Source organism: Bradyrhizobium sp. BRP56 (assembly GCF_020194035.1).
Classification (GTDB): Bacteria; Pseudomonadota; Alphaproteobacteria; order Rhizobiales; family Xanthobacteraceae; genus Bradyrhizobium; species Bradyrhizobium australafricanum.
Genome location: NZ_JADYVV010000007.1, coordinates 17,922 through 39,896 on the forward strand (window position 1 = coordinate 17,922; position 21,975 = coordinate 39,896).

24 protein-coding genes are annotated in these 21,975 nt (G+C 65.3%); 14 read left to right on the forward strand and 10 right to left on the reverse strand.

Translation table 11 applies throughout. The features are described from left to right. Positions 1-30 precede the first annotated feature (30 nt). Together I6F38_RS07105 and carA are read right to left on the reverse strand one after the other, a co-directional pair. Positions 31-528, reverse strand: coding sequence for a PaaI family thioesterase (locus tag I6F38_RS07105; RefSeq protein WP_225159654.1), 498 nt, complete (start codon positions 526-528; stop codon positions 31-33). A 216-nt stretch (positions 529-744) separates the two neighbouring features. Then, positions 745-1,938 carry a glutamine-hydrolyzing carbamoyl-phosphate synthase small subunit gene (gene carA, locus I6F38_RS07110; RefSeq protein WP_225159656.1) on the reverse strand — a complete coding sequence of 398 codons (1,194 nt, stop codon included), beginning with the start codon at positions 1,936-1,938 and terminating at the stop codon, positions 745-747. A 160-nt stretch (positions 1,939-2,098) separates the two neighbouring features. Here carA and I6F38_RS07115 point away from each other — a divergent pair, with 160 nt between their 5' ends. The 8 genes from I6F38_RS07115 (at position 2,099) to I6F38_RS07150 (ending at position 8,872) form a co-directional block, all read left to right on the forward strand. Continuing rightward, positions 2,099-2,800, forward strand: a complete 702-nt coding sequence (locus tag I6F38_RS07115; RefSeq protein ID WP_225159659.1) for an alpha/beta hydrolase — start codon at positions 2,099-2,101, stop codon at positions 2,798-2,800. Positions 2,801-2,858: 58 nt separating this feature from the next. After that, a complete protein-coding gene (locus I6F38_RS07120) occupies positions 2,859-3,314 on the forward strand; it encodes a GatB/YqeY domain-containing protein (RefSeq protein ID WP_028333117.1) in 456 nt (151 codons plus the stop codon). 119 nt (positions 3,315-3,433) lie between these two features. Then, entirely contained in the window at positions 3,434-4,051 is a 618-nt protein-coding gene (gene folE / locus I6F38_RS07125; protein ID WP_028333118.1) for a GTP cyclohydrolase I FolE, read from the forward strand. Positions 4,052-4,078: 27 nt separating this feature from the next. Next, on the forward strand, positions 4,079-5,599 hold the full coding sequence (locus I6F38_RS07130) for an FAD-dependent oxidoreductase (protein ID WP_225159661.1): 1,521 nt from the start codon (positions 4,079-4,081) through the stop codon (positions 5,597-5,599). A gap of 271 nt (positions 5,600-5,870) precedes the next feature. After that, positions 5,871-7,481, forward strand: coding sequence for an acyl-CoA synthetase (locus I6F38_RS07135; protein ID WP_225159663.1), 1,611 nt, complete (start codon positions 5,871-5,873; stop codon positions 7,479-7,481). A 32-nt stretch (positions 7,482-7,513) separates the two neighbouring features. Next, on the forward strand, positions 7,514-7,984 hold the full coding sequence (locus tag I6F38_RS07140) for a MarR family transcriptional regulator (RefSeq protein ID WP_225159665.1): 471 nt from the start codon (positions 7,514-7,516) through the stop codon (positions 7,982-7,984). A 78-nt stretch (positions 7,985-8,062) separates the two neighbouring features. Then, entirely contained in the window at positions 8,063-8,431 is a 369-nt protein-coding gene (locus I6F38_RS07145; protein WP_225159667.1) for a nuclear transport factor 2 family protein, read from the forward strand. 3 nt (positions 8,432-8,434) lie between these two features. After that, complete coding sequence (locus tag I6F38_RS07150) at positions 8,435-8,872, forward strand: hypothetical protein (protein ID WP_225159669.1); 438 nt, start codon at positions 8,435-8,437, stop codon at positions 8,870-8,872. Between the two features lie 192 nt (positions 8,873-9,064). On the opposite strand, the gene I6F38_RS07155 is transcribed toward I6F38_RS07150, so the two are convergent. Genes I6F38_RS07155 through I6F38_RS07170 form a run of 4 tightly spaced genes read right to left on the reverse strand, consistent with a single transcriptional unit; the run spans position 9,065 to position 10,844 of the window. Next, positions 9,065-9,580 carry an SRPBCC family protein gene (locus I6F38_RS07155; RefSeq protein WP_225159671.1) on the reverse strand — a complete coding sequence of 172 codons (516 nt, stop codon included), beginning with the start codon at positions 9,578-9,580 and terminating at the stop codon, positions 9,065-9,067. A 32-nt stretch (positions 9,581-9,612) separates the two neighbouring features. Beyond that, positions 9,613-10,080 (reverse strand): SRPBCC family protein, encoded by a 468-nt coding sequence (locus tag I6F38_RS07160; RefSeq protein ID WP_057018077.1) that lies wholly within the window; start codon positions 10,078-10,080, stop codon positions 9,613-9,615. Further along, positions 10,073-10,537: an SRPBCC family protein gene (locus tag I6F38_RS07165; RefSeq protein WP_225159673.1), complete on the reverse strand. Its 465-nt coding sequence runs from the start codon at positions 10,535-10,537 to the stop codon at positions 10,073-10,075. The genes I6F38_RS07160 and I6F38_RS07165 overlap by 8 nt, the downstream gene beginning before the upstream one ends. After that, the gene (locus I6F38_RS07170; RefSeq protein WP_028343393.1) at positions 10,530-10,844 is read right to left on the reverse strand and encodes a metalloregulator ArsR/SmtB family transcription factor; all 315 of its coding nucleotides are present in this window, start codon (positions 10,842-10,844) and stop codon (positions 10,530-10,532) included. Before I6F38_RS07170 ends, I6F38_RS07165 begins: the two co-directional genes overlap by 8 nt. A gap of 153 nt (positions 10,845-10,997) precedes the next feature. Between I6F38_RS07170 and I6F38_RS07175 the strand changes: the two genes are divergently transcribed. From I6F38_RS07175 to I6F38_RS07190, 4 genes are all read left to right on the forward strand, one after another. Beyond that, on the forward strand, positions 10,998-12,404 hold the full coding sequence (locus I6F38_RS07175; protein ID WP_346657097.1) for a hypothetical protein: 1,407 nt from the start codon (positions 10,998-11,000) through the stop codon (positions 12,402-12,404). A gap of 7 nt (positions 12,405-12,411) precedes the next feature. After that, a complete protein-coding gene (locus I6F38_RS07180; protein WP_225159678.1) occupies positions 12,412-12,837 on the forward strand; it encodes a hypothetical protein in 426 nt (141 codons plus the stop codon). 322 nt (positions 12,838-13,159) lie between these two features. Further along, on the forward strand, positions 13,160-13,777 hold the full coding sequence (locus I6F38_RS07185) for a LysE family translocator (RefSeq protein ID WP_028333127.1): 618 nt from the start codon (positions 13,160-13,162) through the stop codon (positions 13,775-13,777). A 150-nt stretch (positions 13,778-13,927) separates the two neighbouring features. Beyond that, a complete protein-coding gene (locus I6F38_RS07190) occupies positions 13,928-15,715 on the forward strand; it encodes an adenylate/guanylate cyclase domain-containing protein (protein ID WP_225159680.1) in 1,788 nt (595 codons plus the stop codon). A gap of 65 nt (positions 15,716-15,780) precedes the next feature. Here I6F38_RS07190 and I6F38_RS07195 read toward each other — a convergent pair whose 3' ends face one another. Genes I6F38_RS07195 through I6F38_RS07205 form a run of 3 tightly spaced genes read right to left on the reverse strand, consistent with a single transcriptional unit; the run spans position 15,781 to position 20,065 of the window. Continuing rightward, positions 15,781-16,704 (reverse strand): FAD binding domain-containing protein, encoded by a 924-nt coding sequence (locus I6F38_RS07195; RefSeq protein ID WP_225159682.1) that lies wholly within the window; start codon positions 16,702-16,704, stop codon positions 15,781-15,783. Next, positions 16,701-19,382, reverse strand: a complete 2,682-nt coding sequence (locus I6F38_RS07200; protein WP_225159684.1) for a molybdopterin-dependent oxidoreductase — start codon at positions 19,380-19,382, stop codon at positions 16,701-16,703. The genes I6F38_RS07195 and I6F38_RS07200 overlap by 4 nt, the downstream gene beginning before the upstream one ends. Then, positions 19,379-20,065, reverse strand: a complete 687-nt coding sequence (locus I6F38_RS07205; protein WP_225159687.1) for a TetR/AcrR family transcriptional regulator — start codon at positions 20,063-20,065, stop codon at positions 19,379-19,381. Before I6F38_RS07205 ends, I6F38_RS07200 begins: the two co-directional genes overlap by 4 nt. Positions 20,066-20,258: 193 nt before the next feature. Between I6F38_RS07205 and I6F38_RS07210 the strand changes: the two genes are divergently transcribed. After that, positions 20,259-20,492 (forward strand): hypothetical protein, encoded by a 234-nt coding sequence (locus I6F38_RS07210; protein ID WP_028333132.1) that lies wholly within the window; start codon positions 20,259-20,261, stop codon positions 20,490-20,492. A gap of 9 nt (positions 20,493-20,501) precedes the next feature. Further along, positions 20,502-20,681, forward strand: a complete 180-nt coding sequence (locus tag I6F38_RS07215) for a hypothetical protein (RefSeq protein WP_225159688.1) — start codon at positions 20,502-20,504, stop codon at positions 20,679-20,681. Positions 20,682-20,693: 12 nt separating this feature from the next. Here the strand turns inward: I6F38_RS07215 and I6F38_RS07220 are convergent, their stop codons facing one another. Next, positions 20,694-21,626: an AraC family transcriptional regulator gene (locus I6F38_RS07220; protein WP_225159689.1), complete on the reverse strand. Its 933-nt coding sequence runs from the start codon at positions 21,624-21,626 to the stop codon at positions 20,694-20,696. Between the last annotated feature and the right edge of the window lie 349 nt (positions 21,627-21,975).

A 21,975-nucleotide genomic window follows, 5' to 3' on the forward strand; every position in this document is an offset into this window, starting at 1 on the left:
CCAAGATCTGGCGCCAAGACGCGCTTGCCCTCAGGTATTCTTGGACAGCTCGAACACCAGGCAGGTCGTGGTGGCATGCGCGAGCAGCTTGCCCTTGCCGTCGGTAATCCGCGCTTCCGCGGTCGCAACCCGGCGCCCGGCGTTGAGCACGTGGCCCTCGGTGCAGATTTTGCCGGTGTCCTGGCTCATGCCGCGGACGAAGGAGATCTTGAACTCCAGCGTGGTGTAGCCAAAGCCCTGCGGCAGCGTGGTCTGCACCGCAAGCCCCATCGCGGAATCCAAGAGGATCGCGGCGTAGCCGCCATGCACCGAGCCGATCGGGTTGTAGTGGCGGAGGCCCGGGATGCTGTGGATCACCACATGGCCGGTCTCGGCGGAGCAGTCGAACGGCTCGACATTCTCCATGATCGGCGGCTCCGGCAGGGTTCGGGCGAAGATGCCGCGCACCAAGTCGAGCCCCGGCATCGAGGCCATCACCGCCATCGAGGAGACGCCGTAGACGGGCTTCGGAGTGGCGGGGGCGGTCATGTCGAGATTTCCCGTGATGTGATGCGAAGACGCATTGCTGCTGTCGGTGCCAGCCGCGCGCAATAGCCGTCATGCCCGGACTTGATCCGGGCATCCATCTTCTTCAAGGGATGGATTGCCGGGTCCCGTCTACGCCGAGGCTCCGACGAGGCCAATGGTCCCGGGCGCGCCGAAGCCTTTGGCGGAGGCGGCAAGCCCGGCAATGACGATCGGGCTCTAAGCCGCGCGCTTGTTCTTCCGCATCAGATCGGCAAAGCGCTGGAACAGGTAGTGCGAGTCGCGCGGGCCGGGCGAGGCTTCCGGGTGGTACTGCACCGAGAACACCGGCTTGCCCTCAAGTGCAATGCCGCAATTGGAGCCGTCGAACAGCGAGATATGGGTCTGGGTCGCACCTTTCGGCAGCGTCGCCTGGTCCACGGCAAAGCCGTGGTTCATCGAGGTGATCTCGACCTTGCCGGTGGTCTCGTCCTTGACCGGATGGTTGGCGCCGTGATGGCCCTGATGCATCTTCATGGTCTTGGCCCCGACGGCAAGGCCAAGCATCTGATGGCCGAGGCAGATGCCGAAGGTCGGCGTTCCCGAAGCGATCACCTTCTGGATCACGGGCACGGCATATTTGCCGGTCGCGGCGGGATCGCCGGGGCCGTTCGACAGGAATACGCCGTCCGGCTTCATCGCCAGGATGTCTTCGGCGGCGGTCGTCGCCGGCACCACGGTCACCTTGGCGCCGACGCCGGCGAGCAGGCGCAGGATGTTGCGCTTGATGCCGTAATCGATCGCGACCACGTTGAATTCCGGCGCGGTCTGCTGGCCGAAACCGTTGCCCCACACCCAGGGCGTCTCGTCCCAGGTGAAGCGCTGGCCGGAGGTGACCATCGGCACCAGGTCCATGCCCTCGAGGCCGGGCCATTCGCGGGCTTCTTCCTTCAGGCCGTGCAGGTCGAACTCGCCGTTTCTGGCGTGCACGATCACCGCATTGGGCATGCCCTTGGAGCGGATCAGCGCGGTCAGCGCGCGGGTGTCGATGCCGGAGAGGCCGATGATGCCGCGCGCCTTCAACCACAGGTCGAGATGGCGGGTGGCGCGGTAATTCGAGGGATCTGATATCGCCGAGCGCAGGATCACGCCGCGCGCGCCGGGCGTCGCCGCCATGTTCACCGTCTCGATGTCTTCCTCGTTGGTACCGACATTGCCGATATGCGGGAAGGTGAAGGTGATGATCTGGCCGGCATAGGACGGATCGGTGAGGATCTCCTCATAGCCGGTCATCGCGGTGTTGAAGCAGACCTCGCCGACGGCGTGGCCTTCCGCGCCGAGACCGAAGCCTTCCAGCACGGTACCATCGGCGAGCACAAGGAGCGCGGTCGGTTTATGGTCCGGCCAGGCGGGAGCGTTTTCGGATATTGTCATGAGCCCTTTAAATAGACGCCGCACCCTGCGGCGTCAAAGCGAAAGGGCACGGATTCACACGGCAATACCGGCCGATTTGACAGGCCCGAACGGCCTTTTAATCTAAAGTTCCCTGAAGCGGCCGTTTGCTTGCCGAAAATGACCCGTCCGGAGCTCCCGCATGGATAATACGATGCCGATCCTGCTCGTCCCGGGCCTCATCTGCTCGCCGCGGATTTTCGCCCCCGTCATCCCGGCGCTGTGGCGATGCGGGCCGGTGACGGTCGCCAACCATGTCAGGGACGACAATATGGGGGCCATCGCCCGCCGGATCCTGGCCGAGGCGCCGCCGCGCTTTGCGCTCGCCGGGCACTCGATGGGCGGCTACATCGCCTTCGAGATCATGCGGCAGGCGCCGGACCGGGTTGCGAAGCTGGCGCTGATGAGCACCCAGGCGCGGGCCGATACGCCGGAAGCGACCGCGCGTCGCCGCGGCATGATCGAGCGTGCCAGAAGCGGCCAATATCGCAGCGTGGTCGATGAGCTGTTTCCGGGCTTCGTGCATCCGTCGCGGCAGGGCGATGCAAGCCTGCGCCGGATCGTCGACGACATGAGCGAGGACGTCGGCGCCGAGGCCTTCATCCGCCAGCAGAACGCGGTGCTCAGCCGGCCGGATTCGCGGCCGAGCATGGCCTGGATCAAGTGCCCGACCTTGGTGCTGACGTCGGATACCGACAACACCGTTCCGAATTCGCTGTCGGAGGAGATGGCCAACGGCATTCCCGGCGCAAAACTTGTGGTGCTCGCCAATTGCGGTCACCTGCCGCAGCTGGAACAGCCGCAGGCCTGCGCCGATGCGCTGGTCGAATGGCTGAGGAACTAGGTTGTTCTGCCGGTGCAAACTGCCTAGATGAGGGGATTGCTGGTTCAAGGACAACGAAATGCTGCGCGACGACATCAATACTGCGGTCAAGGAAGCGATGAAGGCAAAGGACGAGCGCAAGCTCTCCACGCTGCGCATGGTCAATTCGACCATCAAGAACGCCGACATCGACGCGCGCGGGCAGGGCAAGCCGCCTCTCTCCGATGCCGACCTGCTCGGCCTGCTGCAGAAGATGATCAAGCAGCGCCAGGAGTCGGTCGAGCTCTACGACAAGGGCGGCCGCGCCGAGCTCGCGGCCCAGGAGCGCGAGGAGATCGCCGTGATCTCGGCGTACCTGCCGAAGCAGATGTCCGATGACGACGTGAAGGCCGCGATCTCGGCGATCATCGCCGAGACGGGTGCCGCCGGCATCAAGGACATGGGCAAGGTGATCGGCGCGCTGAAGGCGAAATACGCCGGCCAGATGGATTTCGGCAAGGCCAGCGGCCTGGTCAAGGCGGCGCTGACGGGCTAGCCGTTCGTCCCGGCTGGCTTGCGGCGCAAAGTGCCGCGGGCCGAATTGCGGGAACCTTTCTGCTGACGGAGCATCTGACGGGCATGACCTCGCGATGACTCCGCAAAGGAAAGGCCCCGATGAACCCGATTGTGCATGCGCTGGATCGTGCAAGAGCCGCTCAAACCGAATCCGACAAGCCGACCCGGGCCGAAGTCGAGGCCGCAGTCCGCACCATCATCCGCTGGACCGGCGACGATCCCGAGCGGGATGGTCTGCTTGAAACTCCGGCGCGTGTGACGCGTTCGTTCGAGGAATTCTTTGCGGGTTACGACCAACGTCCCGCGGAGATCCTGGAAAAGACCTTCGAGGAGATCGAAGGCTACGATGAAATGATTGCCCTGCGGGGCATCCGCTTCGAGAGCCATTGCGAGCATCACATGGCGCCGATTATCGGTCAGGCCTGGGTTGCCTACATCCCGAACGGCCGCGTGGTCGGCATCAGCAAGCTGGCGCGGGTGGTCGACATCTATGCCAGGCGTTTGCAGATTCAGGAGAAGATGACGGCGCAGATCGCCAACACCATCAACGACGTCTTGAAGCCTCAGGGCGTGGGCGTCATCATCAAGGCGTCGCATCACTGCATGACGACCCGTGGCGTGCACAAGCCGGATACCGATCTCGTGACCAGCCGCATGCTGGGTTGCTTTCGCGACAATGCGCTAACCCGCCAGGAATTCCTCGGCATAGCGGTTTAGAGCGCCACAGGGCGATGGAGGAATGATATGGCCGACCAGCAAGCTCCTTCCGGTCCGGATCTGACACAAGGCGTTGCACTCTCCGACTTCACGGGCGCGATGTTGCTCGGCCATGTCGGCGACGAGGACGTGCTGCTGGTGCGCTCGGGGGCGGATATCTTCGCCATCGACGCGCATTGCAGCCATTACCACGGTCCGCTCGCCGAAGGCCTCCTTGAGGGCGAGACCGTCCATTGCCCCTGGCATCACGCCTGCTTCGATATTCGCACCGGTGAAGCGACCGCCGCGCCCGCCTTCAACGCGCTCGCGGTCTGGAAGGTCGAGCGCGAGGGCGATCGCGTCATCGTGCGCGAGAAGCGCGCGGAGCCGAAATTCCGCGTCAAGGGTCCGGTCGATGCGCCCGGCAGCATTGTGATTGTCGGCGGCGGCGGGGCAGGGTTTGCCGCCGCCGAGATACTGCGGCGGCAGGACTATCGCGGCAGCATCGTCATGCTGAGCGGCGAGGCCACGCCGCCGGTGGATCGGCCGAACCTGTCCAAGGATTTCCTCGCCGGCAGCGCGCCGGAAGACTGGCTGCCGCTGAAGCCGGACGATTTCTATCGTGACGCGGCGATCGATCTGAGACTCAGGACCGAGGTCAAGTCGATCGACGCCGGCCGCCGCAATGTCGTGCTCGCCGGCGGCGAAACGATTCCGTATGACCGGCTGCTGCTGGCGACCGGCGCGGAGCCGGTGCGGCTGCCGATCCCGGGCGCGGACCAGCCCCACGTTCATGTGCTGCGCACCGTCGACGATTGCCGGGCCATCATCGCCTCGGCCAGCGGAGCGCGCCGCGCGGTGGTGATCGGTGCGAGCTTCATCGGCCTCGAGGTGGCGGCCTCGCTCCGCGCGCGGGAAATCGAGGTCCACGTGGTCGGGCTGGAGCAGCGGCCGATGGAACGCGTGCTCGGGCCTGAGATGGGCGATTTCGTCCGCGCGCTGCACGAAGAGCATGGCGTCGTCTTCCACCTCGGCGACACGGTGGCCGCGATCGAGGGCAAGCGCGCCCGCCTGAAGAGCGGGCCTGTGCTCGATGCCGATCTCGTCGTGGTCGGTGTCGGCGTGAAGCCGCGGCTGGTGCTGGCGGAAGCGGCCGGGCTCGCGATCGATCGCGGCGTGACAGTCGACGCCTATCTCGAGACCAGCGTTCCCGGCATCTACGCGGCCGGCGATATCGCGCGCTGGCCCGATCCGCACAGCGGCGAGGCGATCCGGGTCGAGCATTGGGTGGTGGCGGAGCGCCAGGGCCAGACCGCCGCGCGGAATATGCTTGGGCAGCGCGAGGTGTTCGACGCGGTGCCGTTCTTCTGGAGCCAGCATTACGACGTGCCGATCAACTATGTCGGCCATGCCGAGCAGTGGGACGAGATCGCGGTGGATGGCAGCATTGCCGGCAGGGATTGCGTGCTGCGCTACAAGCGCGGCGGGCGCGTGCTCGCGGTCGCATCGATCTATCGCGACCTCGATAGCCTCAAGGCCGAGGTCGCAATGGAGCAGGCGGCCGCCTGACAGCTTTCTCCTCAAGGATGGTCGTAGCCCGGATGCAGCGAAGCGAAATCCGGGTGAGTCCGTCCGCTCGATGAGAACCCCGGATTGCGCGGAGCCTGTCATCGGGCGCGCGTTCGCGCGACCGCTCCATCCGGGGTTCTTTATCCGGGCATCACATTCTTCGTCAGCCCGGGCTTGTCCCGGGCATCGACGTCTCTACAATCTGCCGCAGCAAAACGCGGATGGCAGGGGAAAGCCCCGGCCATGACGAGGGACGGAAGCAACACACACCATGCTCAAGGAAGCCGCTACTTACGACGAGCTCTATCGCAACTTCCGCTGGGACGTTCCCGCGCGCTTCAACATGGCGACCGCCTGTTGCGACCGCCATGCCGACGGTACCGGGCGGCTCGCGCTGGTCTATGTCGACGAGGATGGCGGCACCACGCGCACCTCGTTCGACGAGGTCGCGGAGGCCTCGCGCCGCTTCGCCAATGTGCTGACCGCCGACGGACTGGTGCGCGGCGACCGCGTCGCGGTGTTCCTGTCGCAATCGCTCGAACTGCCGGTCGCGCATCTCGCGGCGTTTCGCGCAGCGATGATCTCGATCCCGCTGTTCGCGCTGTTCGGCGAAGACGCGCTCGAATTCCGCCTGTCGAATTCTGCTGCCAAGGCCGTGATCACCGATGAAGCGGGCTGGGAGAAGATCGCGAAAATCCGCGATCGCCTGCCCGAGTTGAAGAGCATCTATATCGTCGGCGAAAAGACGCCGGCGGGGACGAGACCGTTCTGGAGCGCGATCAAGTCGGCGTCGCCTGAGTTCGCGACCGTCGACACCTCGGCCGACGATCCCGCGCTGATCATCTACACGTCGGGCACCACGGGCAACCCGAAGGGCGCGCTGCACGCGCATCGCGTGGTACTCGGCCATCTGCCCAATGTCGAGATGTGCCACAACTTCCTGCCACGGCCCGGCGACCTGATGTGGACGCCGGCCGACTGGGCCTGGATCGGCGGCCTGATCAACGGCCTGTTCGCATTCTGGTACCACGGCATTCCGATGGTTGGTCACCGCGCCCGCAAGTTCGAGCCGCAAGCGGCGATGCAGATGATGGCCGAGCTCGGCATCCGCAACGTGTTCCTGCCGCCGACCGCGCTGAAGCTGATGCGGCAGGCCAATGTGAAGAATTCCGGCGTCAGGCTGCGCAGCATCTTCACCGGCGGCGAGTCGCTCGGCGGCGAATTGCTGGATTGGGTGCGCGACACCTTCGGCATCGATGCCCATGAGGTGTTCGGTCAGACCGAATGCAACCTCGTGATAGGCAGCAATTCCAATCTGTTTCCGATCCGTCCGGGCTCGATGGGCCGCGCCACGCCGGGCTTCGACGTCCGCATCGTCAACGACAAGGGCGCGGAACTGCCGCGGGGCCAGCGCGGCATCATCGGCGTGCGCCAGCCGTGCCCCTGCACCATGATCGAGTACTGGCGCAATCCGGAAGCGACCGCGAAGAAATATGCCGGCGAATTCCTGCTGACCGGCGATCTCGGCGCGCAGGATGAGGACGGCTATTTCTGGTACGTCAGCCGCGAGGACGACGTCATCACCACCGCCGGCTATCGTGTCGGCCCGTCCGAGATCGAGCACACGCTGATGAAGCATCCGGCGGTCGCGATGTCGGCGGTGGTCGGCATCCCCGACCCGATCCGCACCGAATCGATCAAGGCCTGGATCGTGCTGCGACCGGGCTACGCGCCGGGCGATGCCCTGGCGCGCGAGATCCAGGAATTCGTCAAGGTCCAGCTCGCCGCCCACGAATATCCGCGCTTCGTGCAGTTCGCCGACAGCCTGCCGATGACGGCGACGGGCAAGGTGCTGCGGCGGGAGCTGAGGGCGCTGGGCTAGATTCTCTCCGGCAAGTCCGTCACGATACGCACATGCAAAAGACTGCCTCGCAGGCCCCCGGCCTGCATCGCGCCTCGCTCAAGAAGCTCCACGAACTGGATGCGGCGCTGGAGCTGATGTATTACGGCTGGCGCGGGATGACGCTGGCGGCCGACCAGTATCTTGCCACGGTTGGCCTGTCGCGGCCGCACCATCGCATTCTCTATGTCATTGCGCGGCGGCCCGACATTTCGATCGGCTCGCTGATCGAGGTGCTCGGCATTTCCAAGCAGGCCTTGAACCGGCCACTTGGCGTGTTGCTGGAGCGTAAGCTCGTGGCGGCGAAACGGTCGCCCGAGCAGCATCGTTCCAAATTGCTGCACCTGACCGCAGCAGGGCAACGCATCGAGCAGCGCGCGTCCGACCACGAGCGCGAGGTGCTCCGTGAGGCATTCGATCGTGTCGGCGCGCCCGGCACCGCCGCATGGATGGCGGTGATGGGAGCGATCGCCGACAGCAACTAGTCTCTCAAGTCAACATAGTTGACATGAGGATCCCGCCGTGCCAGTCTGCCCTGCAGTCACGCGGGGGAGGGCAGTCGCATGGGCGAACAGATCATGGACCGGGCGGCCGCCGGACGCTTTGTCGAGGCGTGGTGCGCGAACTGGTGCAACGTCGATATCGACGCCGTCGTCGCGCACTTCGCCGACGGTGCCGAGATGCGCAGCCCGTTGGCGCTCAAACTGACAGACTCACCCGTAGTCACGGGGGCCGAGAATATCCGCGCCTACTGGCGCAAGGCCTATGGCAGCATCGCAAGCGTGGACCTCAAGATCCTGAACTGGAGCTGGGACGAGACGATCGCGCGCCTGACGGTGTGGTGGCAACTCGGCGATACGCGCGCCAGCGAGTTCATGGACTTCGATGGCGCCGGCCGTGTGGTGCGCAGCGAAGCGTTCTACGGAAAATAGCCCGTGCGATTTTTGGATGTCGTCCTGCTGCTCAACGCGCTCTGGTTTGGCGCCGCATTCGTCCAGTTCAGCATCGCCCAGCGCAACACGCTGAAGATCCTGGTCCCACGCGAGGAGCGTGGCAATCCGATCGCGCCGACCTTGTCGGCCAGCGTCGCGTTTCTCGGCGGCATCAATCTGCCGATCGGGCTGCTGTCGATGTACTTCCTGGTCGCAAGGCCGCCGTTCTTTCAGGCTATTGAGGCGCAGCTCTCACTGTTCCTGTTCTTCGCCGCGTGTCACTTCAGCCAGTTCGCCTACAATTTGCCTGTGCTGATGCGAGGCGGGCGCGTCGGGGTCGCTTACTGGCCGGTGCTGAAGGGCCCGATGCTCAGGATCTTCGTCATCGACGCGACGCTGTTCGTGGCGAATCTGATCGTTGCTCTGCTGCTTGTGGCGTGAGCTACCGGTGCTGGGCGCAATCTCTCCCACCGTCGCCCCGGGCAAGCGAAGCGCGACCCGGGACCCATAACCACAGGGCGAAATTGTTGCGCGACGCTGTGGCCCCAGCGAATGCCACACGCAGAGCGGTGGTTATGGGTCCCGGCTTTCGCCGGGACGACGGCGGAGTATGGAGCGACTGTGTCGCTATCATCACGTCGGCATCGCGATTCCCAATTCCTTCAGCGCGGCCATCATGCGCGCTGGCGGCTGCATCGGGATCACCATTGCCTTGCCGGTCTCCACGAGGCTCTTCAGGCTGGAGAGGATCGCCGGCCAGCCGGTGCGGCCGCCTGCGAGAATGTCGTCGCTGATCGGACGGTCATGCGATTGCAAGAGCGTCAGCTTCACGCCGTCGCCGGCCGGCTCGATCTCCCAGGTGACGAGCGTCGGCCCGAGCTTTTCGACCAGCTGCGGCCAGTTGACGTTGAAGGTGACGGTCAGCCGCTTCAGGGGATCGCACTCGATCACCTCGCCGGAGATGTGCAGCGCGCCGTCGGGCGTCCGCACGACGTAGGCGCCGCCGATCCGAAGGTCGACCTCGACCGCGTTGCCGGAGAAATACTGCCGGCTGAATTCGGCAGTCGTCAAAGCCTGCCACACCTTCTCGGGCGTGGCGGCGATGTAGATCGCGTAGACGATTGCCGGTTTGAATCTCTCGATGTTCATGTCTGTACGTACCCGTCGATAGATTTTCATTGTCATTCGAAGCCGTCGATCCCGAGCGCGGCCGGCGGGATCGTGACCGCCTTGCCGGTCTCGAGCAGGCTCTTGAGCCCCGACAGGATCGCCGGCCAGCCCTTGGAAATGCCGTCGAGCAGCTTGCTGCCCGCGCCGAAGCCCTCATGGGTCACGGTCAGCTTCACGATCTTGCCATGGGCTTCGAGCGTGAAGACCACCTTGGTTGCCGGCTCCTTGCGCATGTCCTCGTCGAGCACGTGCTTGAAGGTGTAGGCGAGGCGTCGCGGCCGGTCGGCCTCGAGGATCTCACCGGTGTCGGTGGTCTTGCCGCCCATCACCAGCGCGAGCGGCGAGCCGACCTTCCAGTCCGATTGCAGCTCGGTGTCGAACCAGTATTGCCGCGTGAACGCGCTCTTGGTCAGCGCGTCCCACAGTTTGTCCGGCGTGGTCTCGATGTAGGTGACGTAGGCGAATTCGGGCTTAGGCATGGTAGGCCTCCCTGGCGCCGCTGGTGAGCAGATCGGCCGGCAGTTCGCGCCCGGTCTCGAGGAAGCTCTTCAGGCTTGCGATCACCATCGGCCAGCCGCCGGAGATGTCGCGCAGCGTCTTCGGACCCAGATTATCATGCGTCACGGTCAGCTTGACCACTCCGTCGTGGGGTTCGATGTCGAAGGTCACGCGCGAGACCTGTTCGCGCTCGACGCCTTCCTTCACCACATCCCAGCTATAGGCGAGCTTGTTCGGTCGATCTGCGATCAGCACCTCGCCCTGCACGCTGCGTTGCCTGTCCTTGGTAAGAGAATAAAGCGAGCCGACCTTCCAGTCGGAACTGACGCGATAGCCGAACCAGAAGCGTTCGGTGAAGTCGCTCGATGTCAGCGCACGCCACAGTTTGTCGGCGGTGGTCTCGATATAGGTGACGTAGACGTAGTCCGGTTTACTCATCACGCTTCTCCAATTGTCTTTTCAACTCGCTCAGCGCGGCGAGTTTCCCGCGCTCGAACTTCCTGATCCACCGCTCGCCGATCTGATGGATCGGAACCGGGTTGAGATAGTGCAGCTTCTCGCGGCCATGCTTGATCGTGGTGACGAGGTTGGCCTCCTCGAGAATCACAAGGTGCTTGGTGACGGCCTGACGCGTCATGTCGAGGCCGTCGCAGAGCTCACCGAGCGTCTGCCCGTTCTGATCGTGAAGCCGGTCAAGCAGCGTTCGCCGTGAGGCATCCGCGAGGGCTTTGAAGACTTCATCCATGGGTCGGATAATAGGCAACCAAATGGTTGCATGTCAAGAGCGTGTGTTTTGGCATCGGCAGCACCGTGCTAGCTTCGCCGGCAGCCAACGCAGATTGGTGTGGAACATTGGGTGGTGCGCATGGGCGGTCGCGTTACGGCAGTTTGCTGCACGTTGGTTCTTGTCCTGCTCGCGAATGGTGCGAGTGCCCAGCAGAAGATCGGCGATCCGCCCGAGGCCTCCAACATGAGGCTGGTTGGAACCAGCGATTTGCAGGCGCGCAGCGCCTATCAGCCGACCATCCATCATCAGGGCGACAGATGGATCGCCTATATCGGTCATCACGGCGGCACCGACGACATTCCCGATCCCGTCAACCCGATGATCGGCAAGGCCAAGCCGAACGGCACCTCGATCGTCGACGTCACCGATCCCGCGCACCCGAAATATCTGCGGCACCTTCCCGGACAGGAAGGCAAGTATGAATCCGGCGGCGCGCAGATGGTGCGGATCTGCGACGGCAAGGATTTGCCGAGGGGCGATCGCAACGCGGTTTACATGCTGCGCACTTTCGGCAGCGAGGCGCACGAGGTCTGGAACGTCGCCGATCCCGCCAATCCGGTGCTCGTCACCCGGATCGGCGGCCTGAAGGACACGCACAAGAGTTTTTGGGAATGCGGCACCGGCATCGCCTTCCTGGTGTCGGGCGCGCCGGACTGGCGCACGCGGCGCATGACGCAGGTCTATGATCTCTCCGATCCCGCGCACCCCACGAAGATCAGGGATTTCGGCCTGCCCGGGCAGGAGCCGGGCGCGACCGGCGCGGTGCCGACCGAACTGCACGGGCCGATCTCGACCGGGCCAACGGGCAATCGCGTCTATTTCGGCTACGGCACCAACAAGGGCGGCTTCCTGCAGATCGTCGACCGCGACAAGCTGTTGAACGGACCGAAGGAGCCGACGCCGGACAATCTGAAATACCCGGAGATCGCGCGGATGCCGCTGTCCGCCATGAATGGCGCGCACACGGTGTTTCCGATGCCCGGCATGCCGATCGCCGAGTTCGCCCATGACAAGGACGGCAAGAGCCGCGACATCGTGATGATCGTCGACGAGGCGATCCAGAACGAATGCGGCGAGGCCCGGCAGATGGTGTGGTTCGCCGACGTCACCACCGAGGCGCGGCCGATGCTGATCTCGAGCTATACGGTGCCCGAGGCCTCCGGGGCGTTCTGCGAGCGCGGCGGCCGGTTCGGCTCGCATTCGTCGAACGAGAGCATGGCGCCGGTCTACTACAAGAAGCTGGCCTTCATCGCCTTCTTCAACGCCGGCGTCCGCGCGCTCGACATCCGCGATCCCTATCATCCCAGGGAAGTCGGCTACTTCATTCCCTCCATCACGGCGGCGACCGACAAGCGCTGTGTGACGATCGACGGCAAGGACCGCTGCAGGGTCGCGATCCAGACCAACAATGTCGAGACCGACGAGCGCGGCTACATCTACGCGGTCGACCGCGCCAACACCGGCCTGCATATTCTCGAATTGACTGGCGCGGCGCGCGCCGTCGCCGGTCTGCCGTGAGCACGCGATGATGGGCTCTTGGCCGGTCATGGCGGCGATGGTCCTGGCGCTCGGCGGGCTCTCCGCCGTTGCCGGCTACGAGATGGCACCGTCACGGGCCGCGCAGTGGCGCGAGATCGCCTGGCCGTTCCCGCGCGACGGCTGGCCTGCCGGCCGCGCCTTCCGTTGTGGCGCGGCGGAGTGCGGTGACGACGTCGAGGTTTATCTCAGGCCAAAACTCGGCTTCTGCAATTGCGACAGCGGCGTCGCCGATGACGACGAGGTCGATCGCGTCGCCGATGTCGACATGATCAGCCCGCGCTTTGTGCCGCTGAAGGCGGGCGATGTCGTTGCTGTCGCGATATGCCAGGGCGGATCAGGGTCTATGATCTCGAGATGCCCAACGGGAAGCGCACTGCGATCGGCATCGCGGTGTCGCATCGCTGCGACCTGATGGCGGTCGTGGCGCAGGGGAGCGGCGATGTTGGGCGCGTGCAAGGCGCGACGTTGAAATTTCTGGAGGGGCGAGAGATCAGGTCATGGATGATCGCGGCAATGGAAGGACATTGAGGAGCCCGTCTCTCGCATGCGAAAATGAGTGTCGTCACCCGCGAAAGCGGGTGACCCAGTATTCCAGAGACGCTGATGCTTAGCTGATGGGCCGCGGCGTACTGGATACCCCGCTTTCGCGGGGTATGACTGAAATGAGCAAGGAGCCGCTTCCTCTTCGCCCGTCCTATGTGCATAATTCAGCTTCACCGTCAGTGAGCTCTCCCATGTCCCTGCAAGCCTATTTCGCCTTCGTCGCCGCCTGCATCGCGCTGGCGCTGCTGCCCGGTCCGATCGTCACGATGGTGATCGCCAACGGGCTGCGCTACGGCACGCGCGCCGCGCTCACCAACGTGCTGGGCGCGCAGGTGGGGCTTGCGATCGTGATCGGCACCGTCGCGGTCGGGCTGACCTCGCTGATGGCGACGATGGGCTACTGGTTCGACTGGGTGCGCTTTGCCGGCGCCGCCTATCTGGTCTGGCTCGGCTTCAAGCTGATCCGCTCGCCGGTCGAGGGCGTCAGCACCGACGACACGCCGCCACCGCCGCGCGGCGGCTTCTTCCTGCAGGGCTTTCTGGTGCTGCTCTCGAACCCGAAGGTGCTGGTGTTCTTCGGCGCCTTCATCCCGCAGTTCATGGATATGGACAAGCCGCACGTTCCGCAGGTGGCGCTGCTCGGCCTCACCTTCATGGCGACCGCCGTGCTGACCGACGCCGCCTACGCCTTGGCGGCCGGCCGCGCCCGCAAATTCTTCTCCAAGGAGCGGACCCGGCTGATGTCACGCATATCGGGCGGCTTCATGATCGGCGGCGGCATCTGGCTGGCGCTGACCCGGGCGCGATAGACCCCACTGGGCGATAGCCTCAAGATCGTCGTTGACAAAGCCGCTGATTTCCAGCCTGGGCAAGCAGCGTAGACGTTTGCTCTAGCCCGGAGGCCGTCAGCCGTGCTTTGATCGGCGACGAAAATTAACCCCTCGTCCGGGGGCATGTCCTTGACCACCGATAGCATGGATCGGCGTCTGGCAGCGGTTCTGGCGGCCGATATCGCCGGCTACAGCCGGCTGATGGGAGTCGACGAGGAAGGCACTCTGGCCAAGCTGAAGTCGGTCAGGCGGACGTTGCTGGATCCAGCGCTGGCGGCGCATCGCGGCCGCGTCGTCAAGACGACCGGCGACGGAATCCTCGTTGAATTCGCCAGCGCCGTCGACGCGGTGCGCAGTGCCGTCGAAGTGCAGCGCCGCATGGCCGATCAGAATGCTGCCGTGCCAACGGAGCAGCGGCTCGAATTCCGAATCGGAATCCACGTCGGCGACATCATCTTTGACGACAACGATATCTTTGGCGACGGCGTGAACATCGCAGCGCGCCTGGAGGGGATTGCCGAGCCGGGTGGCGTCTGCATTTCCGATGACGTGCAACGGCACATTCGCGGCAAGGTCGATGCGACCTTCGAGGACATGGGGCCGCAGGCCCTGAAGAATATTGCCGAGCCTGTTCGGACATGGAGAGTTCGCGTCGGCGGCGCCCCCGCAGCGGCCGCGGTTGCGAAGCACGCGTTCACTGCCCCGGCTTCCCCGGCCGCGATTGCCGAGAAAGCCTCCATCGCGGTGCTGCCGTTCCAGAATATGAGCGGCGATCCGGAGCAGGAATACTTTGCCGACGGCGTCGTCGAGGACATCATTACCGCGCTGTCGCGCTTCAGATCGCTGTTTGTGATCGCGCGCAATTCAAGCTTCACCTACAAGGGAAAGTCCGTCGACATCAAGCAGGTCGGGCACGAGCTCGGTGTGCGATACGTGCTGGAGGGATCAGTGCGCAAGTCGAGCGGCCGCGTTCGGATCACCGCGCAACTGATCGAGGCCGGCAGCGGTACGCATCTCTGGGCGGACAGGTTCGATGGCGAACTGAGGGACGTGTTCGATCTGCAGGACCAGGTCACCGCGAATGTCGTCAGCATCATAGCTCCGAAGATCCAGCAGAGCGAAATCGAACGAACCCGAACCAAGCCGACCGACCGTCTCGATAGCTACGATCTCTTTCTGAGAGGCATTGCGGCCTATGCAGACCGCTCCAAGTGGGGCGACGCTCAACTCGGCGAGTGGTTCAACAAAGCATGCGCGCTTGATCCCAACTATGCGGCCGCTCAGGTCATGCTGGCCTATTCGTCGCTGCTGAAACAGACCACGCGCGGCACGCCCCCCGGCGCGGAGGAGTTGGCGGAGGCGCTGCGGATCGCCGGGCTCGCCTGCGCGCTGGCCAGCGACGATCCGTTCGTGCTGGCGCGCGCGGCTCATATGTTTGCCTATCTCGGCCACGACTACGATCGCGCTGAGACCATGATCGAAGAGGCGATCTCGCTCAATTCGAACGATGCTGCGGCGTGGGGATATCGCGGCTGGATTTCGCTCATGTGCGTCCAGCCGGCACGCGCGATCGAAAGTTTTGAGCACAGACTCCGGCTCAGCCCGATCGATCCCGGGCGGGCGTCGATGTGGAACGGAATCAGTTTCGCGCATTTCATGCTCGGTCAGTATGAGCAGGGCCGCGCGGCCGCCGCCAAGGCGCTGGTGATCGGCGAGGACGCACACACGCTCAGCGCGTTGATCATGAACGAGGTCGGCTCGGGGCGCCTCGACGAGGCGCGCGTCGTCGCCGGCCGCCTGCTCAAGCTGCGGCCCGATTTCCGCGCGTCCTACGCGCGGCAGAATTTTCCGACCAGGACTGTCGAATGGGGCGACCGCATGGTCGCCGTGCTGTGTGAGGCCGGCATTCCGGCGTAGGAATTCCTGGATCCATGCATTCCAGACGCGACGTTGGCCTTGAGGCCGCGAATGGGCGCTTGAGCCTACGCCACGATCCGCTCGACGACGTCGCGCACCAGGCCCGTCAGCAGCTCGAGTTTGTACCCGGTCATCGGCAGCGGCCTGGCTCCCGAGATCGCCAGCTCGGTGGCTTGCGCGATGGTTGCCGCGTTAATCTGCCTACCCTGCAGCGCCGCCGCGGACGCGGTCAGACGCAGCGGGACCGGAGCGATGCCGCCGGCGGTAATGTGCACTTGCTGAAATGCGCCGCCGGAGATCACCGCACGCACGCAGATCTCGACCAGCGGCCATTCCGCATGCGTCCGGCTGATGGCGCGCTTGTACAGCGCGCGCTCACCGGCCAGCGGGGCAGGGAGCTCGATCCGCTCGATGCGTTCGCCCGGTGCGAGCAGATTGTCGGCCGCACCATTGCTGCCGTCGCCGAGCAGCTCTGAGATCGACAGGCCGCTGCGCCGGTCGGTGGTGATCTTCGAATCGTAGGCGAGCAGCGCCATCGCCATCGTCGACGGATGCGGCGCGACGCATGGGCCGAGATCGAACGCAACGTGATAGAGGTGATTGCCGGATCGCGCCGGACAGTCGGAGCCGCCCTTCTTGAGACAGGCGATCTGAGGATTGCGGAAATACCAGCAGCGCGACCGCTGCGCGAGATTGCCGCCGAGCGTCGCCATGTGCCGGATCTGCGGCGTGGCGAGGCCTTGCGCGGCGGCGGCGATGCCGGGGTAAGCCTCGGCGAGCCGCGGATCGGACGTGATCGCAGCGATCGTGGTCAGGGCGCCGATGCGGGCCGAGCCGTCCGCATTCCACGCAATACCGATCGTATCGGGACTGGCGGCGAGATCGATGATCGAGCCGCACGACAGGCCGCTGCGGCGACGCTCCGACAGATCGGTGCCGGCGGCGCGGAATTCGGGCGCGGAGATGACGTCTGCAGTCGCGACACTCATGCGGCATCCCTCCCTTTCAGCGCGGCGACGATGCGGTCGGGCCGGATCGGAATCTCGGTGAGGCGGACGCCGATCGCGTTGTGGATCGCGTTGGCGACAGCGGCCGAGGTCGGCACCGTCGACGCCTCGCCGATGCCGACGCTGTTGCCGAGCACATGGTCGAAGCCGGCTTCGTCGAAATGGATCTCGATCTCCGGCGTGTCGGCGATCCCAGGGATGCGATAATCCTCCATTCCCGCGGTCAGGACGTCGCCGGTCTTCGGATCAAGCTCGCGCGCCTCGTAGAGCGCGTAGCCGAGGCCCTGGATCACCGCGCCGCAAGCCTGGCTGCGCGCCAGCGCGGGCGCTGCGATCTTGCCGACCGCGATGCCGGTATGCACGTTGAGCACACGGACATGGCCGAGCCAGGTGTCGACCTCCACCTCGATCACCTGCACCGAGCTCGGCACGCCGGCGCCGACCGCGATGTTCGAGAAGCGGCGCATCATCCAGCCGAACACCATGCCCATCAGGCCGACTTCGCGCAGCGGCGAGCGGATGCCGGGCGCGGTGTTCTTGCCGTCCTCGCCGCGCGTCTCCACGACAGCGATGTCGGGCGAGCGTGCGATCAGCTCGCGCCAGGGCGCGTTCGAGCCGGGCGCCGGCTTTCGCGTGGCCTGTTCGAGCATCGCGGCCTTCAGTTTCCGCACCGCCTGCAGCGTCGGCGGCATCACCGAGGCGGTGACGCGGCTGCCGCCGGAGCCGGGGCCTTCCGGCAGCGAGGAATCGCCGATCCGCACATCGATCTCACCGGGTTCGAGATCGAACTCGCGCGCGATCGCGTCGGCAAGCACGCTGCGGGTGCCGGTGCCGATGTCCTGCGTCGCCGTGCTGGCGACGATGCGGCCGCCCTTGACCGCGACCTCGACCTTCACCTTCGGCTGCCACAGATAGAGCCAGTAGCCGGTCGCGACCCCGATGCCGCGGCGATAGCGCCCGTTCTGCGCCGGCTTGCGGTTGCGCCAGATCTCGAGCCCGGATGCCCAGTCGTAGAGCCGCTGACGGTTGGGATCGGGATCCCAGCGCTTGCGCAAGGCGATCGGATTGACATTGAGCCGCAGCGCGGCCTCGTCGATCGACTGCTCCACCGCGAACGCCATCGGCGGACCGCCGGGGCCGCGGAAGGCGGCGCCAGGCGGCAGGTTGCTGATGACGTCGAAATCCGAAAGGTCCTTCGCCTCGGCCGGATAGATCAGCCGCGCCAGTCCCGCGATGGTCGAGTTGGTCGCGGCCCCGGTATCGGCATGCGCGGTGACGGAGAGCGCTTTCAGGCCGCCTTGCTCGGAAGGCAGCAGCGCGACCTTCAACTCCGCGGCCGGCCGATAACCGGCGACCGAGAGTTCTTCCTGGCGATCATAGGCGACCCGCACCGGCGCTTTCGCCGCGCGGGCCAGCTCGATCGCGGCGATCGTCTCGGTGCCGAGGCTCGCTTTCGAGCCGAAGCCGCCGCCGACGTGCTCCGCGATCACGCGGACCTTGTCGTGATCGAGCTTGTAGCGTTTTGCGATCTGCTCCTTCAGGTGAAACACCTGCTGGGTCGAGGCGTGCAGGGTCAGCCGGTCGCCGTCGAAGCGCGCCACCGCGGCGTGGGGCTCGAGACAAGCATGCTGCTGCGTGGCGGTGCGGAAGGTGGCTTCGACGAGTAGCTTGTTGTTGGCCTGGCGCGCCTCGTCCACCCAGTTGCGGGCCTTCTTGGCGCGGGTCGAGAACACCGCGGTCGGCCCGCGGATGTTCTGCTTCCAGGGCGCCGGCCCGCCGGCCGCTTCCGAGACGTTGCCGGCCCGCTTGCGGCTCGCCTTGTCGAACACCACGGGCGCATCATCCTTGCGTCCGGCGTCGAGCCCGACCACCGCGGGCAGGCGCTCGCTGGTCAGCTTGATCGCGGCGAGCGCGGCCAGCGCCGTCTTGCGGTCCGGAGCTGCAACCGCCGCAATCGGCTCGCCGACATAGCGCACGACACGGTCGTCGCCGAGCAGCGACACCGCACTAACGCCGGGGAGCGCGCGTGCCGGCGCCAGATCGAGCGTGGCGATGCGTGCATGCGCCTCGCGCGAGCGCAGGATCAGGCCTTCGAGCTGGCCGTCATGATGGATGTCGACGGTGTATTTCGCCGCGCCCGTCACCTTGTCGCGCGCCTCGATGCGGGGCGCCGTGACGTGATCGCCGTCGAAGCGGCCGGCACAGGCATCCGCCACCGCGCGGAAGATCCCGTCATAGGCGCCGCAGCGGCAGAGATGGCCGGACAGCGCCGCGCCGATCTCCTCGCGCGACGGCACCGCCGTTCCCCTGGTCGCGCGCCAATGGTCGCAGAACGCGGTCGCTTCCACGATGAAGCCGGGCGTGCAGAAGCCGCATTGCAGGGCGTCATGCGCCATGAACGCCTTCTGCACCGGATGCAGCCCGGACGCGCCGATGGCTTCCACCGTCGTCACCGATTTGCCGGCGGCGGCGTGTGCCGGCATCAGGCAGCTTGCGACCGGCGCGCCGTCGACCAGCACGGTGCAGGCGCCGCAGACGCCGGCGCCGCAGACGAGCTTGGTGCCGGTGAGCTTGAGCTGGTCGCGCACGATGTCGATCAAGAGCGCATCGGGATCATCGGGCAGGGATTCGACGCGGCCATTGACGGTCGTCGTGCTCATGGATGTCCTCCAGTTGTCCTGCGTGTCGGCCTCTTGGGGATTGCCGCCCTCTTGACGGACGGCTTCTGCGGTTTCGGCAAGGATTTGGACTTGAATTTCGGCTTGGCGCCGGCGCAGAGCGTCCGCACGATGATCGCCATGTCCTTCAGGAACGCTTCCGCCGGCTGCATCGCCGGATACTGCGACTTCGCTGCGTGAATCGACATTTCGACCAGCCGCGCGAACTCGGCCGGCGTCAGGTCCTGCGGCAGCGCAAGCTGCTGCTTGCGCACGACCCGCGCGACCGTCGCGACCATGCGCTCCGCATAGCGCGCAGCGTAGGTCTGGAAGAGGTCGCGCGCATGCACGAGGTGCTCGGAATACAGTTCCTCGAGATGCGGCGAGCCGTCCAGCGACCCGATCATGGTCGACATCCGCGCGGTCATGCCCGTAGCGAGGATGTCGCCGAGATCGCTGCCCGCCGCCTCCGCCTCGGCAATGGCGGTGTCCTCGGCTGCGATCGCGCTCTCATGCACGCGCTCGATCACGGCGCGGAACAGCGTTTCCTTGGATTCGAAGTGGTGATAGAGCGCCTGCCGCGTCAGGCCGGCCGCCTCGGCGACCTGCTCGATCGAGGAGCGCCGAAAGCCGTGCCGGCGGAACACCAGCATGGTGGCATCGAGAATGCGGGTTTTCGGTCCCATTTGACGATTTTGACAAATATAGAAAAACTGTCAAATCGCGATTTGGTGAGGAGGCGGTGCTGGGGCTTGATCACCATTCCGCGAGGCCGCCGCGCGGCCCGCGCCCGTGTGAACCGCCTTGCGAATGGTCGCGTCGAAGAAACGTGGAGCTCCAAAGATGACCTTCTGGTCCGGAGCTTGCGAGGATACGCACATGACGCAGGTCTTTTTCCATTGCTCGACCACGCACGGGGTGCTGATGGATCGCCGCGGCACCTCGGTGACCAGCCTCTCGGAGGCCTGCGAGGCGGCGACGTGCATGATGCGATCGCTGGTCGCAACCGTCAGCCTGGAAGACTGGCGCGACTGGGTCGTGCATGTCAGCGACGAGTCCGGCGAGGAGATCGTGATCCTGTCCTTCGCATCCGTGCTCGGCAAGCCGCACTGAGAGGGCGCCATGCTGTCACCGCACGCATCATTGCTCCTTCTGCGCGACGGCTGGAACGCGATTGCGACGGGCTTGCAGAATCTGATCGCGCGAATTCGTGATCCCTACCGGCCCGAGCTGCACTACATGCGCGGACCGGGCCCCAAATGGCACGCCAAGCATGCGGTGCGAGCCGCGCCGGCCGGTTGAACGCGGCGCTGTTCAGCTCTCGCTTCTCGCCGGGCGGTACATCTCGCGCCGCCACGCCGCCGGGCTGACGCCGACCACGGCGGAAAACACCCGCGTGAAGTGGCTTTGATTGGCAAAGCCGGCCGAAATCGCGATCTCGGACAGCGACAGGTCGCGCGCCGCCATCAGCTGCTTGGCCACCTTCAGGCGCTGCTGAAGCAGCCATTGGTGCGGTGGCAGGCCGGTGGAGATGCGGAAGGCGCGCGAAAAATGGCCGACTGACAGATCGAGCTCGGCCGCAATCTGCTTCAGCGAAATCTTCCCGCTGAGGTCGGATTCGAGCTTTTCGCAGGCGCGGTTGATCTGCCAGGCGGCGAGGCCGCCACGGGTCGGTCCGGTCGGATGTTGTATTCCGCCATAGGTCCGGGTGACGTGCGCGGTCAGCGCCAGCATCATGTGATCGATGAACAGCTGGTTGGTTTCGTCCGGCCGGCGCAATCCCTCGCGCAGCAGCGCCCCGACGTGACGAATGACGCCATCGTCGTGACCGGTGCCGATTTCGCAGGCCAGTTCACCGATGCGCGGCGAGCCGGTCTGTTCGGCGAAATCGGTGAGCGCCGAGCGCGGCAGATAGAAGAACAGCGAGTGGAACGGCTTGTCGATCACGTAGCGCGGATCGCGTTTGAGATCGTAGAGATAGGTCGCGCCCGCCGGGATGTCCCGCTTCATGAGGCACTTGCCGCCCTCCCACAATTCGCAGTCCGGATAATCGTGCAGTTTCAGGCTGACCAGAAAGGCATCCTCGGCGGTGAGCGATCCGGACAGCCCGGGCACCGGGTTGTCGTCCCGGGTTTCGGTGACCGCGAGTTCGGCGCTGCGCAGCGTGCGAGTGATCAGCGCCGGTGGCGTATCCTTCAGGCGTAGGAATTGCCCGAGCCGCTGCCCGTAGGCGCCCGCCTGTGCCATGCGTGTTGAGTCCATCATTGATGCGCAGCCGGGCAGGGACCTGTCAGTCAGCCTGCGAAGCCGTCACTCATTATCCGGGATTGCTGCGGCGCAGTCCAGTTGTCTCACGCGATCATGAATGATGCCGCGGGTCGTTCACCGCAATGCGATTCCGGAATGAATTCAACTGCTTTGGTCCAATCGACCGTGCCGGACGCAGAAATGTCGCAGCGGCGCGCTTGGCGCAGAATTGGGCAAAGCGTGGCCGTTTCAGGAAAGACATTCCAACTGCACGGCGCTTAGGTCCAGCGGGCAGTTCCGCGCCTCATGGGTCCGACAGAGCGGCCCGCAAGGAGGGAGCGCATGAGCC